This is a genomic window from Nesterenkonia salmonea (assembly GCF_005771525.1).
Lineage (GTDB): Bacteria > Actinomycetota > Actinomycetes > Actinomycetales > Micrococcaceae > Nesterenkonia > Nesterenkonia salmonea.
The window spans coordinates 1-23,123 of the sequence record NZ_VAVZ01000027.1 but is presented as its reverse complement, the minus strand read 5'-3'; the positions used below and the strand labels follow the sequence as shown (position 1 = coordinate 23,123).

The window sequence follows — 23,123 nt, the reverse complement described above, 5'->3', positions numbered from 1 at the left end:
GCTCTTTCTCAATCGTTGGCGAGGGATGTGGCGGTGCTGCGAGCAGCCTCGAGAGCCTCAGCTGCTGTGGCAGCGGAGACGGCGGCTTGGGCGATAGCTTGAGCTTGATCCTTGGTATGGAGCAGGAGTTCGGCACGGACATCGGCCAGTGCCGCGGGCGCCATGGACAGTGAGGTGACGCCGAGTCCGACCAGCACCACAGCCAGCAGTGGGTCGGCGGCGGCTTCTCCGCACACTCCGACCGGTTTGCCTGTCGAAGCACCGGCGGATCCGACTTCCCGGACGAGCTTGAGGACCGCAGGGTGCCACGGGTCTTGAAGCCCGGCGACCGAGCCCAGAAGCCGGTCGGCGGCCATGGTGTACTGGGTAAGGTCATTGGTGCCGATAGAGGCGAAGTCGGCGGTCTGCAGGATTTGCTCGGCCAAGAGCGCGGACGAAGGTACCTCAACCATGACGCCGGCAGTTTTCAGTCCGTGCTGATGAGCGAATTTGGCGAAGGTCTCAGTCTCTTCCACGGTGGAGACCATGGGCGCCATGACCCATAGATCGGCGTCGGTGGCAGCTTCAGCCTCTGCAAGCGCAGATAGTTGGTCGCGCAGCACTTCTTCATTCGTCAGCAAGGCGCGAAGACCCCGCAGCCCCAACGCCGGGTTCTCCTCCTCGGCGTCATTGAGGAAGGGCAGGGGCTTATCCGCACCAGCATCGAGGGCCCGGACGACGACTTTCTTGCCAGGAAACGCTTCCAGCAACTCTTGGTAGGCCTGCCGCTGTTCGTCCACACTCGGAGCAGTCTCCGAGGAGAGGAACAGGAACTCGGTGCGGAACAGACCGACCCCTTCAGCGCCAAGCTCAACAGCCTCTGCCGCGCTTTCCGGTGTGCCCAAATTGGCTAGCAGCGGGATAGGCGTTCCGTCAGCTAGGGCACCATCGGTGATGGGGGCTTTCTGCACAGCGGCGCGCTGCGCGATGCGCGCTGCTACCTCATCCTTCTGCTCCTGTGTGGGGGTGAGCAGGATTACCGAGTTGGCGGCATCAACGACAACCTCATCTCCGTCACTGAGTTGAGCTGCCTCGGCTACTCCCACTACGGCGGTAATGCTTTTGCCGCGGGCCAGAATGGCGGTGTGGGAGGTTGGTCCGCCTTCAATGGTGACCAGCGCCAGCACCTTGTTCAGATCCAGCAGCGCGGTATCGGCCGGAGCAAGATCCTGTGCGACCAGGACGAACGGGTGCCCGGGGTCGGGGACTCCCGGGGCGGGTTCTCCGCGGAGAGCGGCGACGACTCTGGCGGCGACGTCGTAGAGATCGGCGGCACGCTCACCGAGATAGCCGCCGAGAGCTTGAAGTGTCTGCGCTACCTCTGCGAAAGCGGCGTGGACGGCGTATTCCCCGGTTTTTCCGTCCTTGAGGTGAGTCTCGACGGCGTCCGTGACGGTTGGATCTTGGGCCATCATCACCTGAGCCTCGAGGACTTCTTGGGCTTGGCCCCCAGCGGTCTCGCCACGCGCGGTGAGGTCCGCTGCGACTGCTTCGATAGCTTCCTTGACCCGCTCGGACTCCTGATGGTGCGTCAGCGAGCTGGTCTCGTCAGTGGGCGCGACCGGCGGTGGGGACATGCGCGCCACCGGGCCGAGGGCGACTCCTTGGCCGATCCCGGTCCCCTTCATCGCGGACTGGGGTGTGGATGACATATGGCTCAGGCCTCGTCGTGGTCGGTTTTGAGGAACGCTTCGAGGGAGTCCAGTGCAGATTCGGCACCCTCACCTTCAGCGCTGAGTGTGACCTCGTCGCCCTTATCCACACCAAGTGACATCACACCGAGGATGGATGCAGCGTTGACTGACTTCTCACCCTTCGCGATGGTCACCTGCAGCCCGGTCTTTTGGGCTGCCTCGACGAACAGCTTGGCGGGACGAGCGTGGAGACCCTGTGAGGATCCGACGGTCACAGTGCGAGTTGCAGACATTTTGGTGCCCTTCCGTTGAATATTGCGTTCCTATGATTCTCCCGTGACGCGGCCCACATATATAGGGCCTACGGGCCAGAGTTCTTTCCGCCCCTGCGGAAATTTTGGGCCAGGATTCCGCCGACCTGGCACACTTGATCACTCACTTGGCTCTGCGTGCCATAGGCTAAGTGCCATGCGCAGGCGTCCGGAGAAGGTGGCCAACCTTTTGCTGCGCGCCGAAGGCTGGGTGACCGCCGGATCTATAGCGGACTCCCTCGGGGTGACTCCGCGCAGCGTGCGCTCCTATGTTTCGCAGCTCAATGCACGAAGCACACCGGTGACTGCCGTGGAGTCTGGACCATTAGGGTACCGAGCAGACCGGGCCGTCTTGGCGGGGCTGCGCGGGGAGGCTGAGGGCGAGACTCCGCAGGACCGGGTGCACTCATTGGTCCGTGAGCTTCTTGGAGCGTCCTCCGGGATCGACATCCACCGCACAGCTGCCCGTCTGCACGTTTCTGAAGCGACCATAGAGTCGGACCTGGTCCGGGTGCGAGACCTCATTGCTGGCACCGAACTTAAGCTCCGGCGTTCCGGTCCCCGCGTGATGCTGGTGGGCGATGAGTTGGCGCAACGACGACTGGTGTCGAAACTGGCGCATGAAGAGATGGACGACGGCTTTGCCGATATGGCCAGCCTGCGGCGCACTATCGGGCTGGAGTCCATCGATCCGAAGTCGTTTTCGCCCTTCAAACAGGAACTCACCACCCGGCTCGGTGAGCAGGGGTTCTACGTCAATGAACTCGCTGTCTCTGATGTCATTCTGCATGTGGCGATCGCTGCAGACCGGGTAGCTCAGGGCCGCGCCCTCACCGGCACTCATGTTGACCCTTCCGCTCAGCAGCGGCAGGTGGCGGAACTGCTCGATGATCTCACGCTGAAGCACTTCGGCACCCGTGTAGGGCTCGGCGATCTGCATCACCTTGCGTCCTTGATTCTGACCCGAGCGGTCACTCCGAAAGGTGAGGCCCTCGAGGTGGCGCTGGACCCGCATATTGAGTCAGTGGTGCGGGAAGCGGTCCGGCACGCCGCTGAAGAGTACTTGGTTGATATTTTTCATGATGATTTTCTGCGCAGGCTCAGTCTGCATGTGCAGAATCTTGTCCATCGGGCTAGGGAGCAGGCCTGGTCGCGGAACCCTCTGACTCGGTCGCTGAAAGCCGCCTACCCGATGGTGTTTGAGGTGGCTGTCTCAATTGCTAGCCAGGTTGGGGATCACCTGAGGCTGAGCCTCGGTGACGACGAGATCGCCTATATCGCTATGCATGTCGGTGGGCGGTTGGAACGCAACAGGCGGAGCGATGCGGTGCTCACCGCAACGATCGTCTGCCCCGGCTACTACGAGCTACATGAGCTGCTGCGTTCGAGAATCGATCGCTCTCTCGGCTCCTCCGTGGAGGTCACGGCGGTGGAGACGGAGATGTCCCCGGACTGGTCGGCGATCACCACCGACCTCGTGCTCACCACGATCGATCCGCCGGTGCCTGATGAGCGGACGGTGCTGTTGCCTCCGTTCCTCACGGATTCTGACACAGAACGCATCGCAGCCGCGGCCGCGCGGCGTCGTCGTTCCCTGAGGCTTGCTCGGCTTCGAGCAGAGCTGGAGCACTACTTTCACCCGAGCGCTTTCATCCGCCCCCTGCCCGCTGCGAAGGAAGCTGGGGTGATTCGGACTTTGGGGGCACCGCTCGTTGAGCTTGGGGTGATCGATGAGGACTATATTGACCGGGCCATTGCCCGCGAGGAGATGTCCTCCACCGCGTTCACGGACGCTTTGGCAGTTCCGCACGCGCTCAAGATGACAGCTGGTCGCACAGTGCTTTCCGTGGGAGTGGCGGAGAGCTCACTGCGCTGGGGCGACTCTCGGGTCCAGTTCGTGGTGCTGGTGGCCTTCAGCGAGGAGGACCGGGAGGCCTTCCAGACCATCTTTGAGCAACTGGTGGAGGTGTTCAACGAACGTGACTCGGTGCAACGTCTGCTGCGCCGCGGCACGAACTTCACTGACTTTCTCGATGAGCTCACTGCGGTGATCGACGGCTGAGTCAGCCCGAGACCGCCGTCGATCACCAGATCAGGCTTTGGAGTAGGCCTGTTCTTTCATGTCTTCGATTTCACGGCCCTTAGTCTCCGGCACGTACTTCAGCACGAACACTAGGCTGATCAGCGCACTGACCCCGTAGAACGCGTAGGCGAACACCAGCGAGAGCTCCGCCATCTGGGGGAACAACGTGGAGATTAGGAAGTTTGATCCCCAATTGAAGGCCGATGCCACGCCGAGCGCCACAGCGCGGATCCGGTTGGGGAACATTTCTCCGAGCATGAGCCACATGAATGGACCCCAGGTTGCCCCGAAGCCGAGCACGAACACATTGGCCGACACCAGAGCGATGATGCCCCATGGTTCCGGAAGCGAGACCACCGTCTCCACATCTCCGAATTCGTTGGTGGTTGTGGATTCAACAGCCTGTGAGAAGGCTACGGCCATCATCAGCAGACCTGCCGCCATCACACCGGAACCGACTGCCAGAGGGATACGGCGACCGACTTTGTCGACAATCAGGATGCCCACGATCGTCGCCAGGATGTTCACGCTGGTGGTGATGACCTGGACCAGAAGAGCTTGGTCCTCGGCGATGCCCACTGCCTGCCACAGGGTGGTGGAGTAGTAGAAGATGACGTTGATACCCACGAACTGCTGGAATACTGCCAGCCCGATCCCGACCCAGACAATCGGCATCAGTTTGCCCCCGACGAACAGGTCTTTGAGCTTCTGGCGGGCCTCAATATTGATGGTGCGCTGAATATCTGCGATCTTTGCTGCTACTGCGGAAGAGCCTTTGATCCCGACGACCTCTGTGAGGATCTCGGCAGCGGCGTCATTTTTGCCACGAGAAACAAGGTAGCGCGGTGACTCTGGAATGCTGAGTGCCAAAAGTCCGTAGATCAGCGCAGGGGCAGCTTCTGAGAGGAACATCCACCGCCACGCATCCAGACCGAACCAGAGTTCCTCCGCTGCTCCACCTGCAACGTTGGCAAAGAGTGCGTTGGAGATCGCCGCCATGAAGATTCCGATGACGATCGCCAGCTGGAACAGGGATCCTAGCCTGCCGCGCCAAGCGCTTGGGGAGACCTCTGCTATATACGACGGGGCGATCACCGAGGCCATACCGACGCCGATGCCACCCACGAGGCGCCAGAAGATGAGGTCGTACACGCCGAACACCAGCGCGCAGCCCACTGCGGAGAAGAAGAAGAGCGACGCCGCGAGCAACATCGCCTTTTGCCGGCCCACTCGGTCTGAGATGACACCGCCGCTGAATGCGCCGACCACACAGCCGAGCAGTGCGCTGGAAACACTGAACCCGCTCATTAGCGCTCCAAGTTCGAATTCTTCACGGATCGGGGCTACCGCTCCGTTGATCACTGCGGTATCGAATCCGAACAGGAAACCGCCGAAGGCAGCCACCATCACGATCCACGTGACCGCGCCGAGGGCCGGCGATTGGGAGCTTGATGAACTCATGATTTCGAGGTCCCTCCAGGGTGAAGGTCGGGTCAACGTGCAGGCAGGTCGGGCGACCAACGCATACGTTCTTGGCAGATGAGGCGCGCCGCACCCGGCGTCAGGGGGATCCCACCTGAGAAATGCACTCAGCATCTCGTTGACTAGGCGTTTCCCGTCATTGACGGGCGTCCTCGGCAGGGGACCTAAGGTGCGGGCTCCCGCCGAGCGCGGGTTTGTCCAGCTCGAACTGCCAACTGGTCCTGGTCCGGGTAGTCCACACGTTCTAAGACAAGACCCTGGGGTGGGGCGAGCCGGACACGTTCATCCCAGACCGGGTCAGACAGCCTGTCCATGAGCCAGCCTGGCTGGCGGCGGCCTTCACCGACGTCGATACATGCACCGATCAGGGCACGGACCATGTGGTGGCAGAAGGCGTCTGCAGTGATCTGGGCGGTGATCACCCCATCATGTCCACGACTGATGGTGAATTCGGTGAGCTGACGAATGGTGGTGGCGTGGTCGCGGGGTCTGCAGAAGCTTCCGAAGTCATGCAGACCGAGGATGCTCGTAGCCTCAGCGTCCATAAGCGGAACGTCCAGCTGCCCCGACGGCTGCAGTTTCCGGGATGGGTTCAGCCAGGCAGTGTCATGGCGCCGTAGGGGGTCACGCAACTCCAGTCTGTCTGCGATCCGGTATGTGTAGGTCCGGGTCAGTGCGGAGAAACGTGCGTCGAAATCATCGCTCACTCGGCGCACCTGGTGCACAACGACTGCGCCATCCTCCCGTCCGAGGACACCGTTGAGCCGTTGCCGCATCGCCTTTTCTGGTGGGATGGCCCTCCCCCGGGCCAGTTGCTCCCATTCATCCGCCGAGAGGTCAAGGTGGAGAACCTGTCCGCGCGCGTGGACACCGGCGTCAGTGCGCCCGGCGACAACGACAGGGACCTCACGTCGAATGACCGTGGCAAGAGCCTCACGCAGTGTGCCCTCTACGGTTGGCTGCCCGGGTTGGTGCGCCCACCCTCTGTATGCATTGCCGTCATAAGCAAGGTCGAGGCGAACACGCATGCTAATACCCTATCTGGATCACCGAGACTGCAGTCCGTTGAGGTTCAGCCTCCAGTGCTGAGAACGCTACGGCATTCTGCTTTAAACGTATGTGGGGTCCTGACCACATGGCCAGGACCCCACATACGTTTGTCTAGCGAGGAGAATTACTTCTCTTCGTCAGACTCCTCTGCGGCTGCTTCAGCTGCGACATCGTCAGTCTCGGTGTCGGCAGACGACTCAACTGCGGCCTCGTCGGATACCTCTGGGGCGTCCTGTGCTTCGACAGCTGAAGTGTCCTCTGACTCGACCGGCTCGGTCTCCTCGGCACCTGCTGCGGTGGCCGTAGCAGACTCTGCGTCGCGGACGACCTGCTGCTTCGGGCTCACGGGCTCCATCACCAGCTCGATCACAGCCATCGGGGCGTTGTCGCCCTTCCGGTTTCCGATCTTAGTGATGCGGGTGTACCCGCCCTGACGCTCGGCCATGGCCGGAGCAATCACGGTGAACAGCTCGTGAACAATCGCCTGGTTGGTGGCGTTCTGGGCGCTGATCTTGGCTACGACCTGGCGGCGGGCAGCAAGGTCACCTTTTTTCGCAACGGTGATGAGCCGTTCTGCGTAGGGGCGAAGGCGCTTGGCTTTGGTCACCGTCGTGGTGATTGAACGGTGCTCAAAGAGGCTGGCGGCCAGATTCGCCAGCATCTGCTTCTCGTGCGCCGGGCTGCCGCCGAGGCGCGGTCCCTTTGTGGGGGTTGGCATGGTCTCTTACTCCTTGTAGAAAGCGCTCACCGTCTGCAGCGAACGAATGTCTGGTACCTGTGGCTCAGTTCGAGAACTGGGCGTCGGCCTCGTCGTCGTACTCGGCCTCTTCAGCAGCGAAACGGGCGGCCGTCGGGTCAAAGCCCTCCGGGGAATCCTTCAGCTGAAGGTTGTACTCCACCAGCTTCTCTTTGACCTCGTCGATGGACTTCGCACCGAAGTTCCGGATGTCCATCAAGTCAGCTTCTGAGCGCGCGGTGAGCTCACCAATGGTGTGGATGCCCTCACGCTTGAGGCAGTTGTATGAGCGCACGGTGAGCTCCAGGTCCTCAATAGGTAGGGCCATGTCAGCTGCCAGGGCGGCGTCCGTCGGAGACGGGCCGATCTCGATGCCCTCAGCTGAGATGTTGAGTTCCTTAGCCAAGCCGAACAGCTCCACGAGTGTGGAGCCAGCTGAAGCCAACGCGTCACGCGGTGCCATGGAAGGCTTGGCTTCCACGTCGATGGTGAGCTTGTCAAAGTCGGTGCGCTGCTCGACACGAGTTGCCTCGACCTTGTAGCTCACCTTTTCAACTGGTGAGTAGATGGAGTCAACCGGGATACGGCCAATCTCCGAGTCGTCCAGCTTGTTCAAGGCTGCGGAAACATAGCCTCGGCCACGTTCGATGGTGAGTTCCAGGTCAAGCCTGCCGTCCTCGTTGAGGGTCAGCAGCTGCTGGGCGGGGTTATGGAATTCCACACCTGCCGGTGGGGTGATGTCTGCTGCTGTGACCGGGCCGGGGCCCTCTTTGCGGAGGTAGGCGACAACAGGCTCGTCGTGCTCGGAAGAGACGGAGAGCTTCTTGACGTTGAGCACCAGTTCCGTGACATCCTCTTTGGCGCCAGTGATGGTGCTGAATTCGTGGAGAACACCGTCGATCCGGATGCTGGTCACTGCGGCACCGGGGATCGAGGACAGCAGGGTCCGCCGGAGAGAGTTACCCAGGGTGTAGCCGAAGCCCGGCTCGAGCGGCTCGATGGTGAAGCGTGAACGGTTCTCGTCAACGACTTCTTCAGTCAGCGTAGGGCGCTGTGCAATGAGCACTGGTCATTCCTTTCAGAGTGCGTCCGCTATATGACACATTCTTTTTTCAGTGGTCTGCCGAGGCGCGACCCTGCTGTCATAGCTGGCAGCAGAGCCGCGAGTCGGCTTTGAAGGGCTTGGTAAAGGAAGCCGCGCTAGACGCGGCGGCGCTTCGGCGGACGGCAGCCGTTGTGAGCGCTGGGGGTGACGTCCTGAATGGAGCCGACCTCCAGGCCAGCGGCCTGCAGTGAGCGGATCGCAGTCTCGCGTCCGGAGCCGGGCCCCTTGACGAAGACGTCAACCTTCTTCATGCCGTGCTCCTGTGCCCGCTTAGCAGCCTGCTCAGCGGCCATCTGCGCGGCGAAGGGAGTCGACTTACGGGACCCTTTGAATCCAACTTCACCGGAGGACGCCCATGAGAGCACCGCACCTGTGGAGTCTGTGATGGACACAATGGTGTTGTTGAAGGTCGACTTGATGTGAGCCTGACCCTGGGTGATGTTCTTTGATGCGCGGCGGCGCGGTTTGCGCGCCGCGGTACGAGTCTTGGGGGGCATTGAAACTCCTGACTACTTCTTCTTGCCTGCGACGGTCTTCTTGGGGCCCTTGCGGGTACGCGCATTGGTCTTGGTGCGCTGTCCACGGACAGGCAGACCGCGACGGTGGCGCAGTCCCTCATAGGAGCCGATTTCGACCTTGCGGCGAATATCGGAGGAGACTTCGCGTCGGAGGTCGCCCTCAACAGTGAAGTGGCCTTCGATGTAGTCGCGCAGAGCAACCAGCTGTTCGTCAGTAAGGTCCTTCACGCGGGTGTTACCGTCAACACCTGTGACCTCAACGACTTGTTCGGCGCGGGTGCGACCCACACCGTAGATGTAGGTAAGTGCGATCACCGTGCGCTTTTCGCGCGGGATGTCGACACCAGCCAGACGTGCCATACGGCAGTCCTCCTTGTGTTCTTCCGAAGGTCTGTGACAGCGCAACCCCAATGGAATCCAGCCTCGTGGTGAGACCGGTGTCCGGCGCCGGAGGGGGCGCCATCATTGGGTCTCCGGCCTTCGGGAACCGGAGGTGTGCTCGCCAGCTCATTTGCGAGCTGCACTGCCATATCTGTATTGAGCTGTGTTTCCTGCAGGGCAGGTCCTACGCCGTGAGGCGTGTGACGTTCAGCCCTGGCGCTGCTTGTGACGCGGGTTCTTGCAGATCACGCGGACAATTCCACCACGGCGGATGGTTTTGCAATCCGAGCAGATCGGCTTGACACTCGGGTGAACCTTCATGTCAGTTCTCCTACTCTTGCTTACTTGTAGCGGTAGACAATGCGGCCGCGGTTCAGGTCATAAGGGCTCATTTCCACTACGACCCGGTCCTCGGGAAGGATGCGGATGTAGTGCTGGCGCATCTTGCCCGAGATGGTGGCCAGGACAACGTGGTCGTTCTCCAGCTTGACCCGGAACATTGCGTTGGGCAGGGCTTCAACGACCCGTCCCTCTACTTCGATGACGCCTTCTTTTTTCCCCATACTCTCCACACAACGATCGCGATTCAGCTGACCAGTTCCCGTGCAGAACGAACTGCGTGAAAAATGGATCAGAGAATCTGGGCTATTTGCTTCAGAGCCTCGCGGGCACACAGGGCCGCAGAGACAACCAACAATTGATACTACCTGAGTCAAGCACGCCACGCCAATCTGTGCTGGCGGGCCCGGCTTCAGGGAATGGGAACCGGGGTCACACCGAGGGGTTCAAGGTCAGCTGCTCCCCCATCGGGTGCAGTCAGTACCCACAACCCATCCTGGTGACGACAAACTGAATGTTCCCATTGGCTGGACCGTGCATGGTCAGCGGTGACTACGGTCCATTCGTCGTCGAGGACTTTGGTGTCGATGCTGCCACGGACGAGCATGGGTTCAATGGCCAAAGCCATTCCAGGTTTGATCTTTGCGCCCTTCATGCCGGTCGCGTAGTTGAAGACATCCGGCGGCAAGTGCATCGCTGAACCGATGCCGTGCCCGACGTACTCTTCTAAGATTCCCAGTGGCTTGCCGGGCTGTGAGGTGACGTAGCCCTCGATGGCTTCACCGATTTCACCGACGTGTTTCGCTGTTGCGAACGCTGCGATGCCCTGCCATAACGCGGCACGGGTGATATCTGAGAGACGTTCATCCTCCGGATCGGCCGTACCTGATTCGCTGGAGCCAAGAATCACTGTGCGAGCTGAGTCAGAATGCCAGCCTTCGACAATGCATCCTGCATCGACCTTGAGGACATCACCGGGCTGCAGGACACGATCACCGGGTATCCCGTGAACGACTTCTTCGTTCACGGAGGTACAGATGTATCCGGGGAAACCGTGGTAATTCAAGAAGTTCGGCTTCGCGCCACGTTCGGTGATGAGGTCGGCAAAGATCTGGTTGAGCTCATTGGTTGTCACTCCAGGGGATGCTGCAGCGACTGTTGCGTCGAGAGCGTCGCATAACACAGACCCAGCCGCATCCATGTGCCGCAGCTGTGCCTCAGATTTCAGCTCTATTCGCCCACGGGAAAACACTTAGGAGTTCAAAGCTTCCATGATGCGGGCGTTGACCTCGTCAACGGATCCCAGACCGTCGACCTGCTTGACCAGGCCGCGAGTCTTGTACTCGTCAATCATCGGGCGAGTCTCGTTTTCGAAAAGTTCTAACCGGCGACGGATGACTGTCTCGTCAGCGTCGTCCTTCCTGCCTTCAGTTTCAGCACGGTGCTTCAGACGTTGCGTGAGCTCATCGGTGTCTGCTGTCAGTTCCAACACGGCGTCGAGCTCCACCCCTAGGCGGCCAAGGATTTCCTCCAGTGTGGCAGCCTGCGTGCGGTTGCGTGGGTAGCCGTCCAGAAGGAATCCGTCAGCGGCGTCGTCCCAGCTGAGCCGGTCCTCCACCAGACGGTTAGTCAGTGAATCCGGCACGAGATCTCCGGCGTCGACGTATCCCTTGGCTTCCTTGCCAAGTTCAGTCTCACCCTTGATATTTGCGCGAAAGATGTCACCGGTTGAGATAGCAACAACGCCCAGCTTTTCTGAGACGAGTTTTGCCTGAGTTCCTTTGCCGGAACCTTGTGGTCCAACGATCAGCATTCGCGTCATCGCAGCAGCCCTTCGTAGTTGTGTTGTTCCATCTGTGCACTGATCTGTTTCACCGTGGTGAGCCCGACACCGACCATAATCAGGATTGATGTTCCGCCGAATGGGAAGTTCTGGTCTGCCCCGATCAGCACGAAGGCTATGAGCGGGATCAAGGCCACGAAGCCTAGATACAGCGAGCCGGGGAACGTGATGCGGCTGATGACGTAGGCCAAATAGCCCTCGGTGGGTTTACCGGCGCGGATTCCTGGGATGAAGCCGCCGTACTTGCGCATGTTCTCGGCAACTTCATTGGGGTTGAACGTAATCGACACGTAGAAGTACGTGAAGCCGACGGTCATCAGGAAGAAGGTGGCCATATAGACCGGGTGGGCCCCGTCAAAGTACTGATTGAGGAAGACGAAGATGCCGGATGGTTCTTCTCCCGGGCTCGGCTGGTTGAACTGCATAGCCACTGACGGGAGCATCAAGACTGAGGAGGAGAAGATGACGGGGATCACACCAGCCATGTTCACCTTGATGGGGATGTATGTGCTGGTGCCGCCGACTGTGCGCCGACCGACTTGCTTCTTCGCATACTGCACGGGCACTCGACGCTGGGACTGCTCGACGAAGACGATCGCGGCGATCAAGCACAGGCCGATGACGCAGATAGCGGTGAAGACGCGCCAGTCCTGCTCGACCCAGATTTGACGCATGGAGCCGGGGAATCCAGCCGCGATGGCGACGAAGATGAGAATGGACATGCCGTTGCCGACGCCGCGTTCCGTGATCTGCTCGCCGAGCCACATGATCATAGCCACACCTGTGGTCATCACAAGGATCATCAGAAGAATGACAGGCATGGAGTCGTCGGGGATGATCTCACCCGGTTCACAGCCCAGCAGGGCACCGGAGCGTGCCATGGTGACGAGAACTGTGGCGTTCAGAGTGGCCAGCGCCAGAGTCAGGTAGCGGGTGTACTGGGTGAGCTTGGCTTGCCCCTGTGCGCCTTCGCGCTGGAGCGCTTCGAAGCGCGGGATGACCACGCGCAGAAGCTGCACGATGATTGCGGCGGTGATGTACGGCATGATCCCGAGCGCAAAGACCGATACTTGCAGCATCGCGCCGCCGGAGAACATGTTGACGAACGAATAGAGTCCGCCGTCGGTGTTGCCGAGAGCGAGGCAGCGCTGCACTCCGTTGTAGTCCACACCGGGTGCTGGAATGAATGCGCCGATCCGGTAGATCGTGATGATCCCTAGTGTGAATAGGATCTTCATGCGCAGATCAGGTGATGCGAACACCCTGGCAATTGCGCTGAACAAGCGTCCTCCTCTTTGGGCACGGCGATATTCGTGGGCCGACCACAGTCATTCATCCTACCCGCCGCAGGAGCAGGTCAAGAATCGGGGTCAAACACGGTCAGCCCCCGCTGGTATAGCGAGGGCTGACCGGTGTATTAGATAGTGATCATCATTCTGCGGCTGGGGCGTTCTTCAACGGCAGTGCCGTTACCGAACCGCCGGCGGCCTTGATCTTCTCTTCGGCGGAAGATGAAAACCCGTGGGCCTTCACGTTGACTGCTACCGAGATATCGCCGGATCCGAGGATCTTCACTGGCTTGCCTTTACGAGCAACACCCTTGGCGATCAGATCTTCAGCTGTGACATCGCCGCCGTCCGGGTAGAGATCGCCCAATTTGGTCAGATTGACCGGCGAGTACTCCACGCGGAAGGGGCTCTTGAAGCCACGCAGCTTCGGCAGGCGCATGTACAGCGGAAGCTGTCCACCTTCGAAGCCGGCGCGCACTGTGTTGCGAGCCTTGGTTCCTTTAGTGCCTCGACCTGCCGTTTTACCCTTGGAGGCTTCGCCTCGGCCCACGCGCTGGCGAGCCTTCTTGGAGCCGCGGGCTGGCTTCAGGTCGTGCAGCTTCAGGACCTCTGACTCGGCAGAATTGTTTTCTGCCATCACTTGGCCTCCTCAACTTTGACAAGATGCTTCACGGTGTTGAGCATGCCCACCGTGACGACGTCGGCATCACGGACCACAGTGTGGCCAATGCGCTTCAGACCCAAGGAGCGCACTGTCTCCCGGTGCTTAGGCTTGGTGCCGATCGTGGATTTGGTCTGCGTGATCTCCAGTTTCGTTTCCGAAACCTTCAGATCCTTTGCAGTGGTGTACCGGATTCCAGCTTCCATTCTCATGCACCTGCTTTCTGCGCACGGGCCTCACGGTCTGCGGCCATAGTCCGCAGCATGGGGGCCGGAGCAACCTCGTCAAGCGCCTTGCCGCGGCGAGCTGCCACAGCTTCGGGCTCTTCGAGCTGCTTGAGAGCGTCGATAGTGCCGTGAACAATGTTGATAGCGTTCACGGAACCCATGGACTTGGTCAACACGTCATGAATGCCTGCGCATTCGAGGACGGCGCGGACCGGACCGCCGGCGATCACACCGGTACCTGCGGATGCGGGACGCAGCAGCACGACGCCGGCTGCATCCTCACCCTTGACCAGGTGAGGGATGGTCGAGCCGACGCGAGGTACGCGGAAGAAGCTCTTCTTGGCTTCTTCGACGCCCTTGGCAATGGCGGCCGGAACCTCTTTGGCCTTGCCATAGCCCACACCGACTGTGCCGTCGCCGTCGCCGACCACTACCAGAGCGGTGAAGCTGAAACGACGACCGCCCTTGACGACCTTGGACACACGGTTGATAGTGACGACGCGCTCAAGGAACTTGTCCTTTTCTTCGTCGCGGCCACCACGCCCACGTCCTTCACCGCGCCCACGGCCACGGCCACGGCCTTCGCCACGACCGCCACGTTCTCCACGGCGGGAGTCGTTCTTCTGGTCACCAGCTGCCTGAGTCTGGCCAGCAGCCTCAGCATTGGTGTTCTCGTTGGACTCAGTCACCTGAACGTCCTTCTCGTTAGTTGCGTTCTCACTCACAGCTTCAAACCGCCTTCCCGTGCGCCGTCTGCAACGGCGGCCACGCGACCGTGGTACTTGTTGCCGCCGCGGTCGAAGACCACTGCCTCGATGCCGGCCGCTTTGGCGCGCTCAGCGATCATTTCGCCGACCTTCTTAGCCTTAGCGGTCTTGTCACCGTCGAAGCTGCGCAAGTCAGCTTCCATAGTGGTGGCGGAGACCAGGGTCTTACCTTCCAGGTCGTTGACGACCTGAGCGACCATGTGACGGGCGGAGCGGTTGACCACCAGGCGCGGACGCTCTGGGGATCCTTGGACCTTCTTGCGCAGGCGCAGGTGGCGCCGGCCGCGGGCAGCGGACTTTGACTTGCCCTTGATACCGATAGCCATGGTTTACTTACCTGCCTTTCCGGCCTTGCGGCGAATCTGCTCGCCTTCGTAGCGCACGCCTTTACCCTTATACGGGTCAGGTTTGCGCAGTTTGCGGATGTTTGCGGCGACCTCGCCGACCTGCTGCTTGTCGATGCCGGAGACTGCCAACTTATTGGCACCCTCAACGGTGAAGGTGATGCCTTCAGGCGCTGCGACCGGAACCGGATGTGAGTAGCCGAGGGCGAACTCGAGGTCATTGCCCTTGGCCTGTACGCGGTAGCCGGTGCCGACGATTTCGAGCTTCTTGGTGAAGCCCTCTGTAACGCCGATGATCATGTTGTTGATGAGGCTTCGGGTCAGGCCGTGCAGGGAGCGGGCTTCGCGTTCGTCATTGGGACGGTGAACCGTGATGGTCCCGTCCTCGATCTCGACGGTGATGCCCTCAGCAAGCGTGCGGCTGAGCTCTCCCTTCGAGCCTTTGACGCGAATATCGCGGCCATCGAGGCTAACCTCGAGACCGGAGGGGACGGTGATCGGAAGACGACCGATGCGTGACATAGTGCTCAGACTCCTTCCGGGTTACCAGACGTAGGCGAGGACTTCCCCACCTACACCCTTCTTGCCAGCCTGCCGGTCAGTAAGCAGACCGGAGGATGTGGACAGGATGGCGATGCCCAGTCCGCCCAAAACATGCGGCAGATTATTGGACTTCGCGTAAACCCGGAGGCCGGGCTTCGAGATGCGCTTCAGGCCAGCGATCGAACGTTCACGGCTTGGACCGAACTTGAGGTCGACGATCAGCGTCTTACCAACCTCGGCCTCCTCTTCGCGCCAATCAGTGATGTAGCCCTCGGCCTTGAGGATGTCCGCGATGCGCACTTTGAGCTTGGAGCTCGGCATCGAGACCTGGTCGTGGAATGCCGAGTTGGCGTTGCGCAGACGAGTCAGCATGTCTGCGACTGGATCAGTCATTGTCATATGGGGCTTTTACTCTTCCTCGACGTGGTTTCCGTGCTCCGGAGCAGCGCTCTGGTGCACGGACCTGCGGCGTAGTGATTACTGGTTGCTCTTGAACGGGAAGCCCAGTGCGCGAAGTAGCGCCCGGCCCTCGTCGTCGGTGGTCGCGGTGGTCACTACTGTGATGTCCATTCCGCGCGGACGGTCGATCTTGTCCTGATCGATCTCGTGGAACACTGACTGCTCAGTGAGCCCGAAGGTGTAGTTGCCGTTGCCGTCGAACTGGCGGTCACTGAGTCCACGGAAGTCGCGGATACGTGGCAGCGCCAGAGTGACGAGCCGGTCCACGAATTCCCACATCCTGTCACCACGCAGAGTGGTGTGTGTGCCAATCGGTTGGCCTTCGCGCAGTTTGAACTGAGCGATGGACTTCCGAGCTCGGGTGACCTTCGGCTTCTGGCCGGTGATCTTCGTCAGGTCTTCGATGGCGCCCTGGATGATTTTGGAGTCCCGTGCGGCTTCACCGACACCCATGTTCACCACAACTTTGACCAAACCGGGAACCTGCATGACGTTCTTGTAGCCGAACTCGTTCTGCAGCGACTCGCGAATCTCTTCGCGGTACTTGTTCTTCAGGCGAGGGGTGATCTTCACTGCGGTCTCGGTCATGACAGCTCCTTCCCGGAGGCCTTGGCGTAGCGGACCTTCTTGACTTCGCCGTCTACCTCATCAAATCGGTAGCCCACACGAGTCGGCTTCTCGGTCTCAGGGTCAACCACTGCCACGTTAGAAATGTGGATGGAGGCTTCGGACTCGACGATGCCGCCTTCATTCTGGCCGAACTGACCGGCACGCAGGTGGCGCTTCATACGGTTGACTCCCTCAACGATCACACGATCGTTCTTCGGGATAACCTGGAGCACTTTGCCCTGCTTGCCCTTGTCTTTTCCGGTGAGAACCTGGACTAAGTCGTCTTTTTTGATCTTGGCCATGGTTACAGCACCTCCGGTGCGAGGGAGACGATCTTCATGAATCTCTTATCGCGAAGCTCTCGACCAACGGGCCCGAAGATACGGGTACCGCGTGGTTCTGGTGTCTCGCCCTTGAGGATGACGGCGGCATTCTCATCAAAGCTGATGTACGAACCGTCTGTCCGACGAGTCTTCTTGCGTGTACGAACGACGACGGCCTTGACGACCTCGCCCTTCTTCACGTTGCCGCCGGGAATGGCGTCCTTGACAGTGGCGACGAATGTGTCACCAATACCTGCATAGCGGCGTCCCGAGCCACCGAGCACGCGGATGACAAGGATCTCCTTGGCACCGGTGTTGTCGGCGATCTTCAGCCGCGATTCCTGCTGAATCACGTGTCTTCTCCTGTCGTCCTACTGGTCCTCGTGCATGCTGCTCGAGCCTGGTGGAACATCTAGATTTCTGGATGCTCCCCCGCCGCTTTCCCACACACCATGGCTCGTACGAGCTACCTAGTTGGTGGATGGCCGAGGCGGCTTTGGGGGACGTGCGCTGTCCGTGGCGGAGAAAAACTACGCACACGGGCGCACAACTACAACAGTCTACACACAGAAGGCTCGGAACCCAACTTAGAGTTGGAGATCCGAGCCTTCTGTGTGTTGGTGAAGCAACCTGCTACCGGGGCGGTGTGCTGATCGAGTCAGCCACATCAGCACCAGCGCGATGGATCACTTGGCCTTTTCGACAACCCTCACCAGGCGCCAGCGCTTGGTAGCGGAGAGCGGGCGGGTTTCGGAGATCAGAACGGTGTCTCCGATACCGGCTTCCTGGTTTTCGTCGTGCGCTTTGAACTTCGAGTGCCGCTTCATCACTTTCCCGTACAGGGAGTGCTTGCGGCGGTCCTCGACCTCAACAACGATCGTCTTCTCCATTTTGTCGGAGACGACGACGCCGCGCAGGTTCTTACGGTAGTTACGCTCAGCAGAGGTGTGGTCCTTGTTCCGCTGAACGGCTTCAGTAGTGTTTTCACTCATGCCGAATCCTCCTCGGTCTCTTCAGCCTCAGCAGGAGCACCCACTGATTCACGGATGCCGAGCTCACGCTCGCGCAGCACAGTGTAAATGCGCGCGATGTCGCGCTTGACGGCCTTCAGGCGAGCCGAGTTCTCAAGCTGGCCGGTGGCGGACTGGAAGCGCAGGTTGAACAGCTCTTCCTTTGCTTCACGGAGCTTAGTGCCCAGCTCGGCGTCGTTGGACTCTGCCAACTTCTCAGTGGTCAGGTCTCTTGTTCCAACTGCCATGATCATTCACCACTCTCTCGGCTGATCACGCGTGCCTTCATCGGCAGCTTGTGGATTGCCAGACGGAGCGCCTCTTTCGCGACCTCTTCGCTGACACCGGATAGCTCGAACATCACGCGTCCGGGCTTGACATTGGCGACCCACCATTCGGGGGAACCCTTACCGGAGCCCATACGGACCTCGGCGGGTTTCTTGGTGAGCGGGTGGTCTGGGTAGATGCTGATCCAGACCTTTCCACCGCGCTTGATGTGGCGGGTCATGGCGATACGTGCCGACTCAATCTGACGGTTGGTCACGTAGGCCGGGCTCAGCGCCTGGATGCCGTATTCGCCGAAGGCAAGCTCTGTGCCGCCCTTGGCCATCCCACTGCGCTTGGGCTTGTGGGGTTTGCGGTACTTGACGCGCTTAGGCATCAACATCAGTTCTGCCCTCCTTCAGCGGCAGGTGCTGCGGTGTTGTCTGGTGCTGCACCGTCACGGCCACGTCCGGCACCGCGACGACGGCGATCGCCGCCACCTGCGCCGCCACGTCCGCCACGGTCTCCACCGCGGCCACGGCCGGAAGGCTGAGCTGCCTGCTGAGCAGCCAGTTCTTTGGCAGTCAGGTCACCCTTGTAGACCCAGACCTTCACACCGATACGGCCGAAGGTTGTCTTGGCCTCATGCTTGCCGAAGTCAATGTTGGCGCGCAGGGTGTGCAGTGGCACACGTCCTTCGCGGTAGAACTCCGAACGCGACATCTCGGCTCCGCCCAAACGACCGGCGCACTGGATACGAATACCCTTTGCTCCGGAACGCATGGCTGAGGAGATGGCCTTCTTCATGGCACGGCGGAAGGCCACGCGAGCTGCGAGCTGCTCGGCTACACCCTGTGCAACGAGCTGCGCGTCTGTCTCGGGGCTCTTGACCTCAAGAATGTTGAGCTGGATCTGCTTCTTGCTGAGCTTTTCCAGTTCACTGCGGATGCGGTCAGCTTCAGCACCGCGTCGGCCGATGACGATGCCGGGGCGGGCTGTGTGGATGTCCACGCGCACTCGATCACGGGTACGTTCGATTTCGACTTTTGAGATGCCGGCGCGCTCAACGCTCTTCTCCAGCAACTCACGAATCTGAACATCTTCCTTGACGAAGTCCTTGTAGCGCTGACCCGGTTTCGTGGAGTCGGCGTACCAGTGCGAGACGTGGTCAGTGGTGATGCCCAGACGGAAACCATTGGGGTTGATCTTCTGTCCCACTACTGATCTCCACCTTTCTCTTCTGTGCCGACCACGATGGTGACGTGGCTGGTGCGCTTATTGATCCGGAACGCGCGTCCTTGTGCACGGGGGCGGAACCGCTTCATGGTTGGCCCCTCGTCGACACGTGCTTCGGTAATGAAGTAATCGTCCTCGTTGAAGGCGACTCCGTCTTTGTCGGCGTGCTGCCGGGCATTGGCCATGGCGGATGCGACCACCTTGTACACCGGCTCCGATGCGCCCTGGGGGGCGAACTGGAGAATGGCCAGTGCTTCGTTGGCCTGTTTGCCGCGGACAAGGTCGACGACGCGACGGGCCTTCATAGGCGTCGCGCGCACATAGCGCGCAATTGCCTTGGCTTCCATTGCTTTCCTTCTCTCGTCTTCTCTAGAGGATCAAGCCCCGCGTCAGCGGCGCTTGCCCCTCTTGTCGTCCTTCACATGTCCGCGGAAAGCTCGGGTCGAGGCAAACTCGCCGAGCTTATGGCCCACCATCGACTCGGTGATGAACACGGGGATGTGCTTACGTCCGTCATGCACAGCAATGGTGTGGCCGAGCATGTCCGGGATGATCATGGAACGGCGGGACCAGGTCTTGATGACGTTTTTGGTGCCCTTTTCGTTCTCAGACTGCACCTTGAGGTACAAATGCTGATCAACGAAGGGGCCCTTCTTCAGGCTGCGTGGCATGTTTCCAGGCTCCTATCGCTTGTTCTTCGTTCGACGGCGACGCACGATGAGTTTGTCGCTCTCTTTGTTCGGGCGGCGTGTGCGGCCTTCTGGCTTGCCGTTGGGGTTGACCGGGTGTCGTCCACCTGAGGTCTTGCCCTCGCCACCACCGTGTGGGTGGTCTACAGGGTTCATCACCACACCGCGGACGGTGGGGCGTACACCCTTCCAGCGCATACGGCCGGCCTTGCCCCAGCTGATGTTGGTCTGCTCGGCGTTGCCGACCTGACCAATAGTCGCGCGGCACCGGACGTCAACGTAGCGCACCTCTCCTGAGGGGAGACGAACCTGGGCGTACCTGCCTTCACGAGCCACCAGCTGAATGGAAGCACCGGCGGAGCGGCCAAGTTTGGCGCCTCCGCCTGGGCGTAGCTCCACAGCGTGGATGACTGTACCGATCGGGATGTTCCGGAGCGGCAGGTTGTTGCCGGGCTTAATGTCCGCATTGGGCCCGGATTCAACGAGCGCACCCTGGACCAGCTTGGCTGGGGCCAGGATGTAGCGCTTTGTTCCGTCCGCGAAGTGCAGCAGGGCGATGCGGGCCGTGCGGTTGGGGTCGTATTCGATGTGCGCGACCTTGGCGGGTACACCGTCACGGTCGGACCGGCGGAAGTCGATCAGGCGGTACTGACGCTTATGTCCACCACCCTTGTGCCGTGTGGTGATCTTGCCTGAGCTGTTGCGCCCACCTGTCTTGTGCAGGGGCTTGAGCAGAGACTTCTCCGGGGTGTCCCGGGTAATCTCCGCAAAGTCGGCCACCGACGAGCCGCGCTGGCCCGGGGTGTTCGGCTTGAGATTGCGAATAGCCATGTGTTTTTTACTCTTCCTCGATCAAGTGGTTCCGGCTGCGTTAGGCAGCGGATCCTCCGAAGATGTCGATTGCTTGGCCCTCTTTGAGAGTCACGATTGCGCGCTTGGTGTCGTTGCGCTTGCCCCAGCCGAAGCGGGTGCGGCGGCGCTTACCAGCGCGGTTGACGGTGTTGACCCTGTCGACCTTGACGCTGAAGATCTGCTCCACAGCTGACTTGATCTCGGGCTTAGTGGCCCCAGTGGCAACGAGGAAGGTGTACTTCCCCTCGTCGATGTTGTTGTAAGACTTCTCAGAGATCACCGGGGCGATAATGACATCGCGCGGGTTCTTTTCCGTCAGGACGCTCATTTGGCCTCCTCCTTTGTGCTGCTCTGGGCCTTTGCCAAGAATGCGTCGTAGCCGGCCTGCGTAAAGACGAGATCGTCGGAGACGAGGACGTCGTAGGTGTTCAGCTGATCGGCGTAGAGCGCGTGAACCTCAGGAAGGTTCCGAACTGACAAAGCAGTGATGTCATCATCGCGGTCGATGATAACCAGCCAGTTGCGGTTCCGACCTCCAAGAGAGGCCAGAGCCTCTTTGGCTGCCTTTGTGGAAGCCTTCTCTGTGACCAATGCGTCAATAACGTGAATACGTCCGTGGCGCGCCCGGTCAGAGAGGACTCCGCGCAGGGCGGCTGCCTTCATCTTCTTGGGGGTGCGCTGAGCATAGTTGCGGGGCTGCGGACCGTGGACCACACCGCCACCGATCATGTGCGGGGCGATCATGGAACCCTGACGGGCGCGGCCTGTGCCCTTCTGGCGGAACGGCTTTGCCGTGGTGCCAGAGCGCTCGGCGCGAGTCTTGGTTTTGTGAGTGCCCTGCCGGGCAGCTGCCTGCTGGGCGACGACAACCTGGTGGATCAGCGCATTGTTAGTTTCAACGTCGAAGATCTCTGCTGGGAAGTCGACCGATACCTTGGAGCTCATGGGATCATGCTCCCTTCACTGCGGTGCGGACGAGGATGACTCCGCCTTTGGGGCCGGGGACTGCGCCTTTGATGAGCAGCAGGTTCTTCTCGGCATCCACGGCGTGGAGAGTCAAGTTGTGTGTGGTGTGGCGTACGTTGCCCATGCGACCAGCCATGCGGAGGCCCTTGAAAACGCGTCCGGGTGTAGCCGCACCACCGATGGAACCAGGCTTACGGTGGTTCTTGTGCTGACCGTGCGAGGCGCCAACGCCGGAGAATCCGTGGCGCTTCATAACGCCAGCGAATCCCTTGCCCTTTGTGGTGCCAATAACGTCGATCTTCTGGCCGGCTTCGAATGTCTCAACCGACAGGTCTTGTCCGAGCTCGTACTCGGCAGCATCTGCGGTCCGGATCTCGACCAGGTGGCGACGCGGAGTCACACCTGCTTTGTCGAAGTGTCCAGCCATTGGCTTGGTGACCTTGCGCGGGTCGATCTGGCCGTAGCCGATCTGGACGGCGCTGTAATCGTCGGTCTCAGCCGTGCGAACCTGGGTGACGACGTTGGAATCGGCCTGGATAACAGTGACTGGAACGAAGTTGTTGTTCTCGTCCCAGACCTGGGTCATGCCGAGCTTCGTGCCCAGCAACCCTTTGACGTGAGTGTCTACGCGGGAAATGTTGGTCATAGTTCTCTCAGCACCCCCTTCTAGAGCTTGATCTCGATGTTGACGTCAGCTGGCAGGTCGAGGCGCATCAGTGAGTCGACAGCCTTAGGCGTCGGGTCAACGATGTCGATCAGACGCTTGTGGGTGCGCATCTCGAAGTGCTCGCGTGAGTCTTTGTACTTGTGCGGTGAACGAATCACGGTGTAGACGTTTTTCTCAGTCGGGAGCGGCACTGGGCCGACGACTGTCGCGCCTGCACGGGTCACCGTGTCGACGATCTTCCGGGCGGAGGTGTCGATGACTTCGTGGTCATACGACTTCAGCCGGATGCGGATTTTTTGTCCCGCCATGGCGTTGAGCCCTCTTTCTGACTTGGCTTGCAGTACGTCCTCGAATAAGCCAGGCCATATCTGTGGCTGGACGCAGCGTCCCAGAAAGAGTTGTCAAACACCTTCTGCAGTTATGGCCTGACCATACAGCGCGAATCCGAGTGTTCTCGGGGTGCTCTCACTGTTGGCGTCCGGTCCACGCGGTCGGGCGTGTCGCTTCAATGCTCTGGGCACAGCAACACCCGCATGATCTCGGGATATTATCTGAATAATTGGCTCGCGGGCATAATGAACCGCGAGCAACTTGTCTATACTGTCACGGTGCGCCCGGGTTCGCAAATTCCCGCATTGACTCATCCCAGATGCCCGCCTGGACCTAGTCGTTGACTCATCCTGAAATGCCCGCGTG

At 60.4% G+C, this 23,123-nt stretch carries 34 protein-coding genes; 1 reads left to right on the top strand and 33 read right to left on the bottom strand.

Features of this window, described 5'->3' with window-relative positions; genetic code table 11:
• Nucleotides 1-8: 8 nt before the first annotated feature.
• Together ptsP and FEF26_RS10280 are read right to left on the bottom strand one after the other, a co-directional pair.
• Nucleotides 9-1,691 (bottom strand): phosphoenolpyruvate--protein phosphotransferase, encoded by a 1,683-nt coding sequence (ptsP, locus tag FEF26_RS10285; protein WP_138253451.1) that lies wholly within the window; start codon nt 1,689-1,691, stop codon nt 9-11.
• 5 nt (nt 1,692-1,696) lie between these two features.
• On the bottom strand, nt 1,697-1,966 hold the full coding sequence (locus FEF26_RS10280; protein WP_138253450.1) for an HPr family phosphocarrier protein: 270 nt from the start codon (nt 1,964-1,966) through the stop codon (nt 1,697-1,699).
• Nucleotides 1,967-2,141: 175 nt separating this feature from the next.
• Here FEF26_RS10280 and FEF26_RS10275 point away from each other — a divergent pair, with 175 nt between their 5' ends.
• On the top strand, nt 2,142-4,046 hold the full coding sequence (locus FEF26_RS10275) for a BglG family transcription antiterminator (protein ID WP_138253449.1): 1,905 nt from the start codon (nt 2,142-2,144) through the stop codon (nt 4,044-4,046).
• A 30-nt stretch (nt 4,047-4,076) separates the two neighbouring features.
• On the opposite strand, the gene FEF26_RS10270 is transcribed toward FEF26_RS10275, so the two are convergent.
• From FEF26_RS10270 to rpsJ, 31 genes are all read right to left on the bottom strand, one after another.
• Entirely contained in the window at nt 4,077-5,528 is a 1,452-nt protein-coding gene (locus FEF26_RS10270; protein WP_166432996.1) for a sugar porter family MFS transporter, read from the bottom strand.
• Between the two features lie 185 nt (nt 5,529-5,713).
• On the bottom strand, nt 5,714-6,577 hold the full coding sequence (truA, locus tag FEF26_RS10265) for a tRNA pseudouridine(38-40) synthase TruA (protein WP_138253448.1): 864 nt from the start codon (nt 6,575-6,577) through the stop codon (nt 5,714-5,716).
• Nucleotides 6,578-6,723: 146 nt separating this feature from the next.
• The gene (gene rplQ, locus FEF26_RS10260) at nt 6,724-7,317 is read right to left on the bottom strand and encodes a 50S ribosomal protein L17 (RefSeq protein WP_138253447.1); all 594 of its coding nucleotides are present in this window, start codon (nt 7,315-7,317) and stop codon (nt 6,724-6,726) included.
• A gap of 64 nt (nt 7,318-7,381) precedes the next feature.
• Nucleotides 7,382-8,401 carry a DNA-directed RNA polymerase subunit alpha gene (locus tag FEF26_RS10255; RefSeq protein ID WP_138253446.1) on the bottom strand — a complete coding sequence of 340 codons (1,020 nt, stop codon included), beginning with the start codon at nt 8,399-8,401 and terminating at the stop codon, nt 7,382-7,384.
• Nucleotides 8,402-8,535: 134 nt separating this feature from the next.
• Complete coding sequence (gene rpsK / locus FEF26_RS10250) at nt 8,536-8,937, bottom strand: 30S ribosomal protein S11 (protein ID WP_138253445.1); 402 nt, start codon at nt 8,935-8,937, stop codon at nt 8,536-8,538.
• 12 nt (nt 8,938-8,949) lie between these two features.
• Nucleotides 8,950-9,318 (bottom strand): 30S ribosomal protein S13, encoded by a 369-nt coding sequence (gene rpsM, locus FEF26_RS10245; protein ID WP_138253444.1) that lies wholly within the window; start codon nt 9,316-9,318, stop codon nt 8,950-8,952.
• Nucleotides 9,319-9,546: 228 nt separating this feature from the next.
• Nucleotides 9,547-9,660 (bottom strand): 50S ribosomal protein L36, encoded by a 114-nt coding sequence (rpmJ, locus tag FEF26_RS10240; RefSeq protein ID WP_138253443.1) that lies wholly within the window; start codon nt 9,658-9,660, stop codon nt 9,547-9,549.
• A 20-nt stretch (nt 9,661-9,680) separates the two neighbouring features.
• A complete protein-coding gene (infA, locus tag FEF26_RS10235) occupies nt 9,681-9,902 on the bottom strand; it encodes a translation initiation factor IF-1 (RefSeq protein ID WP_119902502.1) in 222 nt (73 codons plus the stop codon).
• A 188-nt stretch (nt 9,903-10,090) separates the two neighbouring features.
• Nucleotides 10,091-10,930, bottom strand: coding sequence for a type I methionyl aminopeptidase (map, locus tag FEF26_RS10230; RefSeq protein WP_138253442.1), 840 nt, complete (start codon nt 10,928-10,930; stop codon nt 10,091-10,093).
• Nucleotides 10,931-11,500 (bottom strand): adenylate kinase, encoded by a 570-nt coding sequence (locus FEF26_RS10225; RefSeq protein ID WP_138253441.1) that lies wholly within the window; start codon nt 11,498-11,500, stop codon nt 10,931-10,933.
• Nucleotides 11,497-12,804, bottom strand: a complete 1,308-nt coding sequence (secY, locus tag FEF26_RS10220) for a preprotein translocase subunit SecY (RefSeq protein WP_138253440.1) — start codon at nt 12,802-12,804, stop codon at nt 11,497-11,499. The genes FEF26_RS10225 and secY overlap by 4 nt, the downstream gene beginning before the upstream one ends.
• Nucleotides 12,805-12,952: 148 nt before the next feature.
• Nucleotides 12,953-13,447 (bottom strand): 50S ribosomal protein L15, encoded by a 495-nt coding sequence (gene rplO / locus FEF26_RS10215; RefSeq protein ID WP_138253439.1) that lies wholly within the window; start codon nt 13,445-13,447, stop codon nt 12,953-12,955.
• Nucleotides 13,447-13,677, bottom strand: coding sequence for a 50S ribosomal protein L30 (rpmD, locus tag FEF26_RS10210; RefSeq protein ID WP_424991735.1), 231 nt, complete (start codon nt 13,675-13,677; stop codon nt 13,447-13,449). The genes rplO and rpmD overlap by 1 nt, the downstream gene beginning before the upstream one ends.
• Nucleotides 13,678-13,679: 2 nt before the next feature.
• Nucleotides 13,680-14,423: a 30S ribosomal protein S5 gene (gene rpsE, locus FEF26_RS10205; protein ID WP_138253437.1), complete on the bottom strand. Its 744-nt coding sequence runs from the start codon at nt 14,421-14,423 to the stop codon at nt 13,680-13,682.
• Nucleotides 14,420-14,791, bottom strand: a complete 372-nt coding sequence (gene rplR, locus FEF26_RS10200; protein ID WP_138253436.1) for a 50S ribosomal protein L18 — start codon at nt 14,789-14,791, stop codon at nt 14,420-14,422. The genes rpsE and rplR overlap by 4 nt, the downstream gene beginning before the upstream one ends.
• A gap of 3 nt (nt 14,792-14,794) precedes the next feature.
• Entirely contained in the window at nt 14,795-15,331 is a 537-nt protein-coding gene (gene rplF, locus FEF26_RS10195) for a 50S ribosomal protein L6 (RefSeq protein WP_138253435.1), read from the bottom strand.
• 21 nt (nt 15,332-15,352) lie between these two features.
• Nucleotides 15,353-15,751, bottom strand: coding sequence for a 30S ribosomal protein S8 (rpsH, locus tag FEF26_RS10190; protein WP_138253434.1), 399 nt, complete (start codon nt 15,749-15,751; stop codon nt 15,353-15,355).
• A 78-nt stretch (nt 15,752-15,829) separates the two neighbouring features.
• Entirely contained in the window at nt 15,830-16,399 is a 570-nt protein-coding gene (gene rplE, locus FEF26_RS10185; RefSeq protein ID WP_138253433.1) for a 50S ribosomal protein L5, read from the bottom strand.
• A complete protein-coding gene (rplX, locus tag FEF26_RS10180) occupies nt 16,396-16,722 on the bottom strand; it encodes a 50S ribosomal protein L24 (protein WP_138253432.1) in 327 nt (108 codons plus the stop codon). Before rplX ends, rplE begins: the two co-directional genes overlap by 4 nt.
• A 2-nt stretch (nt 16,723-16,724) precedes the next feature.
• Complete coding sequence (rplN, locus tag FEF26_RS10175; RefSeq protein ID WP_138253431.1) at nt 16,725-17,096, bottom strand: 50S ribosomal protein L14; 372 nt, start codon at nt 17,094-17,096, stop codon at nt 16,725-16,727.
• Nucleotides 17,097-17,429: 333 nt separating this feature from the next.
• Nucleotides 17,430-17,735, bottom strand: a complete 306-nt coding sequence (gene rpsQ / locus FEF26_RS10170; RefSeq protein WP_138253430.1) for a 30S ribosomal protein S17 — start codon at nt 17,733-17,735, stop codon at nt 17,430-17,432.
• Nucleotides 17,732-18,001 carry a 50S ribosomal protein L29 gene (gene rpmC / locus FEF26_RS10165; protein WP_138253429.1) on the bottom strand — a complete coding sequence of 90 codons (270 nt, stop codon included), beginning with the start codon at nt 17,999-18,001 and terminating at the stop codon, nt 17,732-17,734. Before rpmC ends, rpsQ begins: the two co-directional genes overlap by 4 nt.
• A gap of 2 nt (nt 18,002-18,003) precedes the next feature.
• Nucleotides 18,004-18,420: a 50S ribosomal protein L16 gene (gene rplP, locus FEF26_RS10160; protein WP_119902488.1), complete on the bottom strand. Its 417-nt coding sequence runs from the start codon at nt 18,418-18,420 to the stop codon at nt 18,004-18,006.
• Nucleotides 18,420-19,235: a 30S ribosomal protein S3 gene (gene rpsC, locus FEF26_RS10155; RefSeq protein ID WP_138253428.1), complete on the bottom strand. Its 816-nt coding sequence runs from the start codon at nt 19,233-19,235 to the stop codon at nt 18,420-18,422. Before rpsC ends, rplP begins: the two co-directional genes overlap by 1 nt.
• Entirely contained in the window at nt 19,235-19,600 is a 366-nt protein-coding gene (gene rplV / locus FEF26_RS10150; protein ID WP_138253427.1) for a 50S ribosomal protein L22, read from the bottom strand. Before rplV ends, rpsC begins: the two co-directional genes overlap by 1 nt.
• Nucleotides 19,601-19,642: 42 nt before the next feature.
• Entirely contained in the window at nt 19,643-19,924 is a 282-nt protein-coding gene (gene rpsS / locus FEF26_RS10145) for a 30S ribosomal protein S19 (protein WP_138253426.1), read from the bottom strand.
• Nucleotides 19,925-19,936: 12 nt separating this feature from the next.
• A complete protein-coding gene (gene rplB, locus FEF26_RS10140; RefSeq protein ID WP_138253425.1) occupies nt 19,937-20,773 on the bottom strand; it encodes a 50S ribosomal protein L2 in 837 nt (278 codons plus the stop codon).
• A gap of 40 nt (nt 20,774-20,813) precedes the next feature.
• Nucleotides 20,814-21,122 (bottom strand): 50S ribosomal protein L23, encoded by a 309-nt coding sequence (rplW, locus tag FEF26_RS10135; protein WP_138253424.1) that lies wholly within the window; start codon nt 21,120-21,122, stop codon nt 20,814-20,816.
• Nucleotides 21,119-21,739 carry a 50S ribosomal protein L4 gene (gene rplD / locus FEF26_RS10130; RefSeq protein ID WP_138253423.1) on the bottom strand — a complete coding sequence of 207 codons (621 nt, stop codon included), beginning with the start codon at nt 21,737-21,739 and terminating at the stop codon, nt 21,119-21,121. The genes rplW and rplD overlap by 4 nt, the downstream gene beginning before the upstream one ends.
• Before the next feature lie 4 nt (nt 21,740-21,743).
• A complete protein-coding gene (gene rplC, locus FEF26_RS10125; RefSeq protein ID WP_138253422.1) occupies nt 21,744-22,406 on the bottom strand; it encodes a 50S ribosomal protein L3 in 663 nt (220 codons plus the stop codon).
• 20 nt (nt 22,407-22,426) lie between these two features.
• On the bottom strand, nt 22,427-22,735 hold the full coding sequence (rpsJ, locus tag FEF26_RS10120; RefSeq protein ID WP_119902480.1) for a 30S ribosomal protein S10: 309 nt from the start codon (nt 22,733-22,735) through the stop codon (nt 22,427-22,429).
• Between the last annotated feature and the right edge of the window lie 388 nt (nt 22,736-23,123).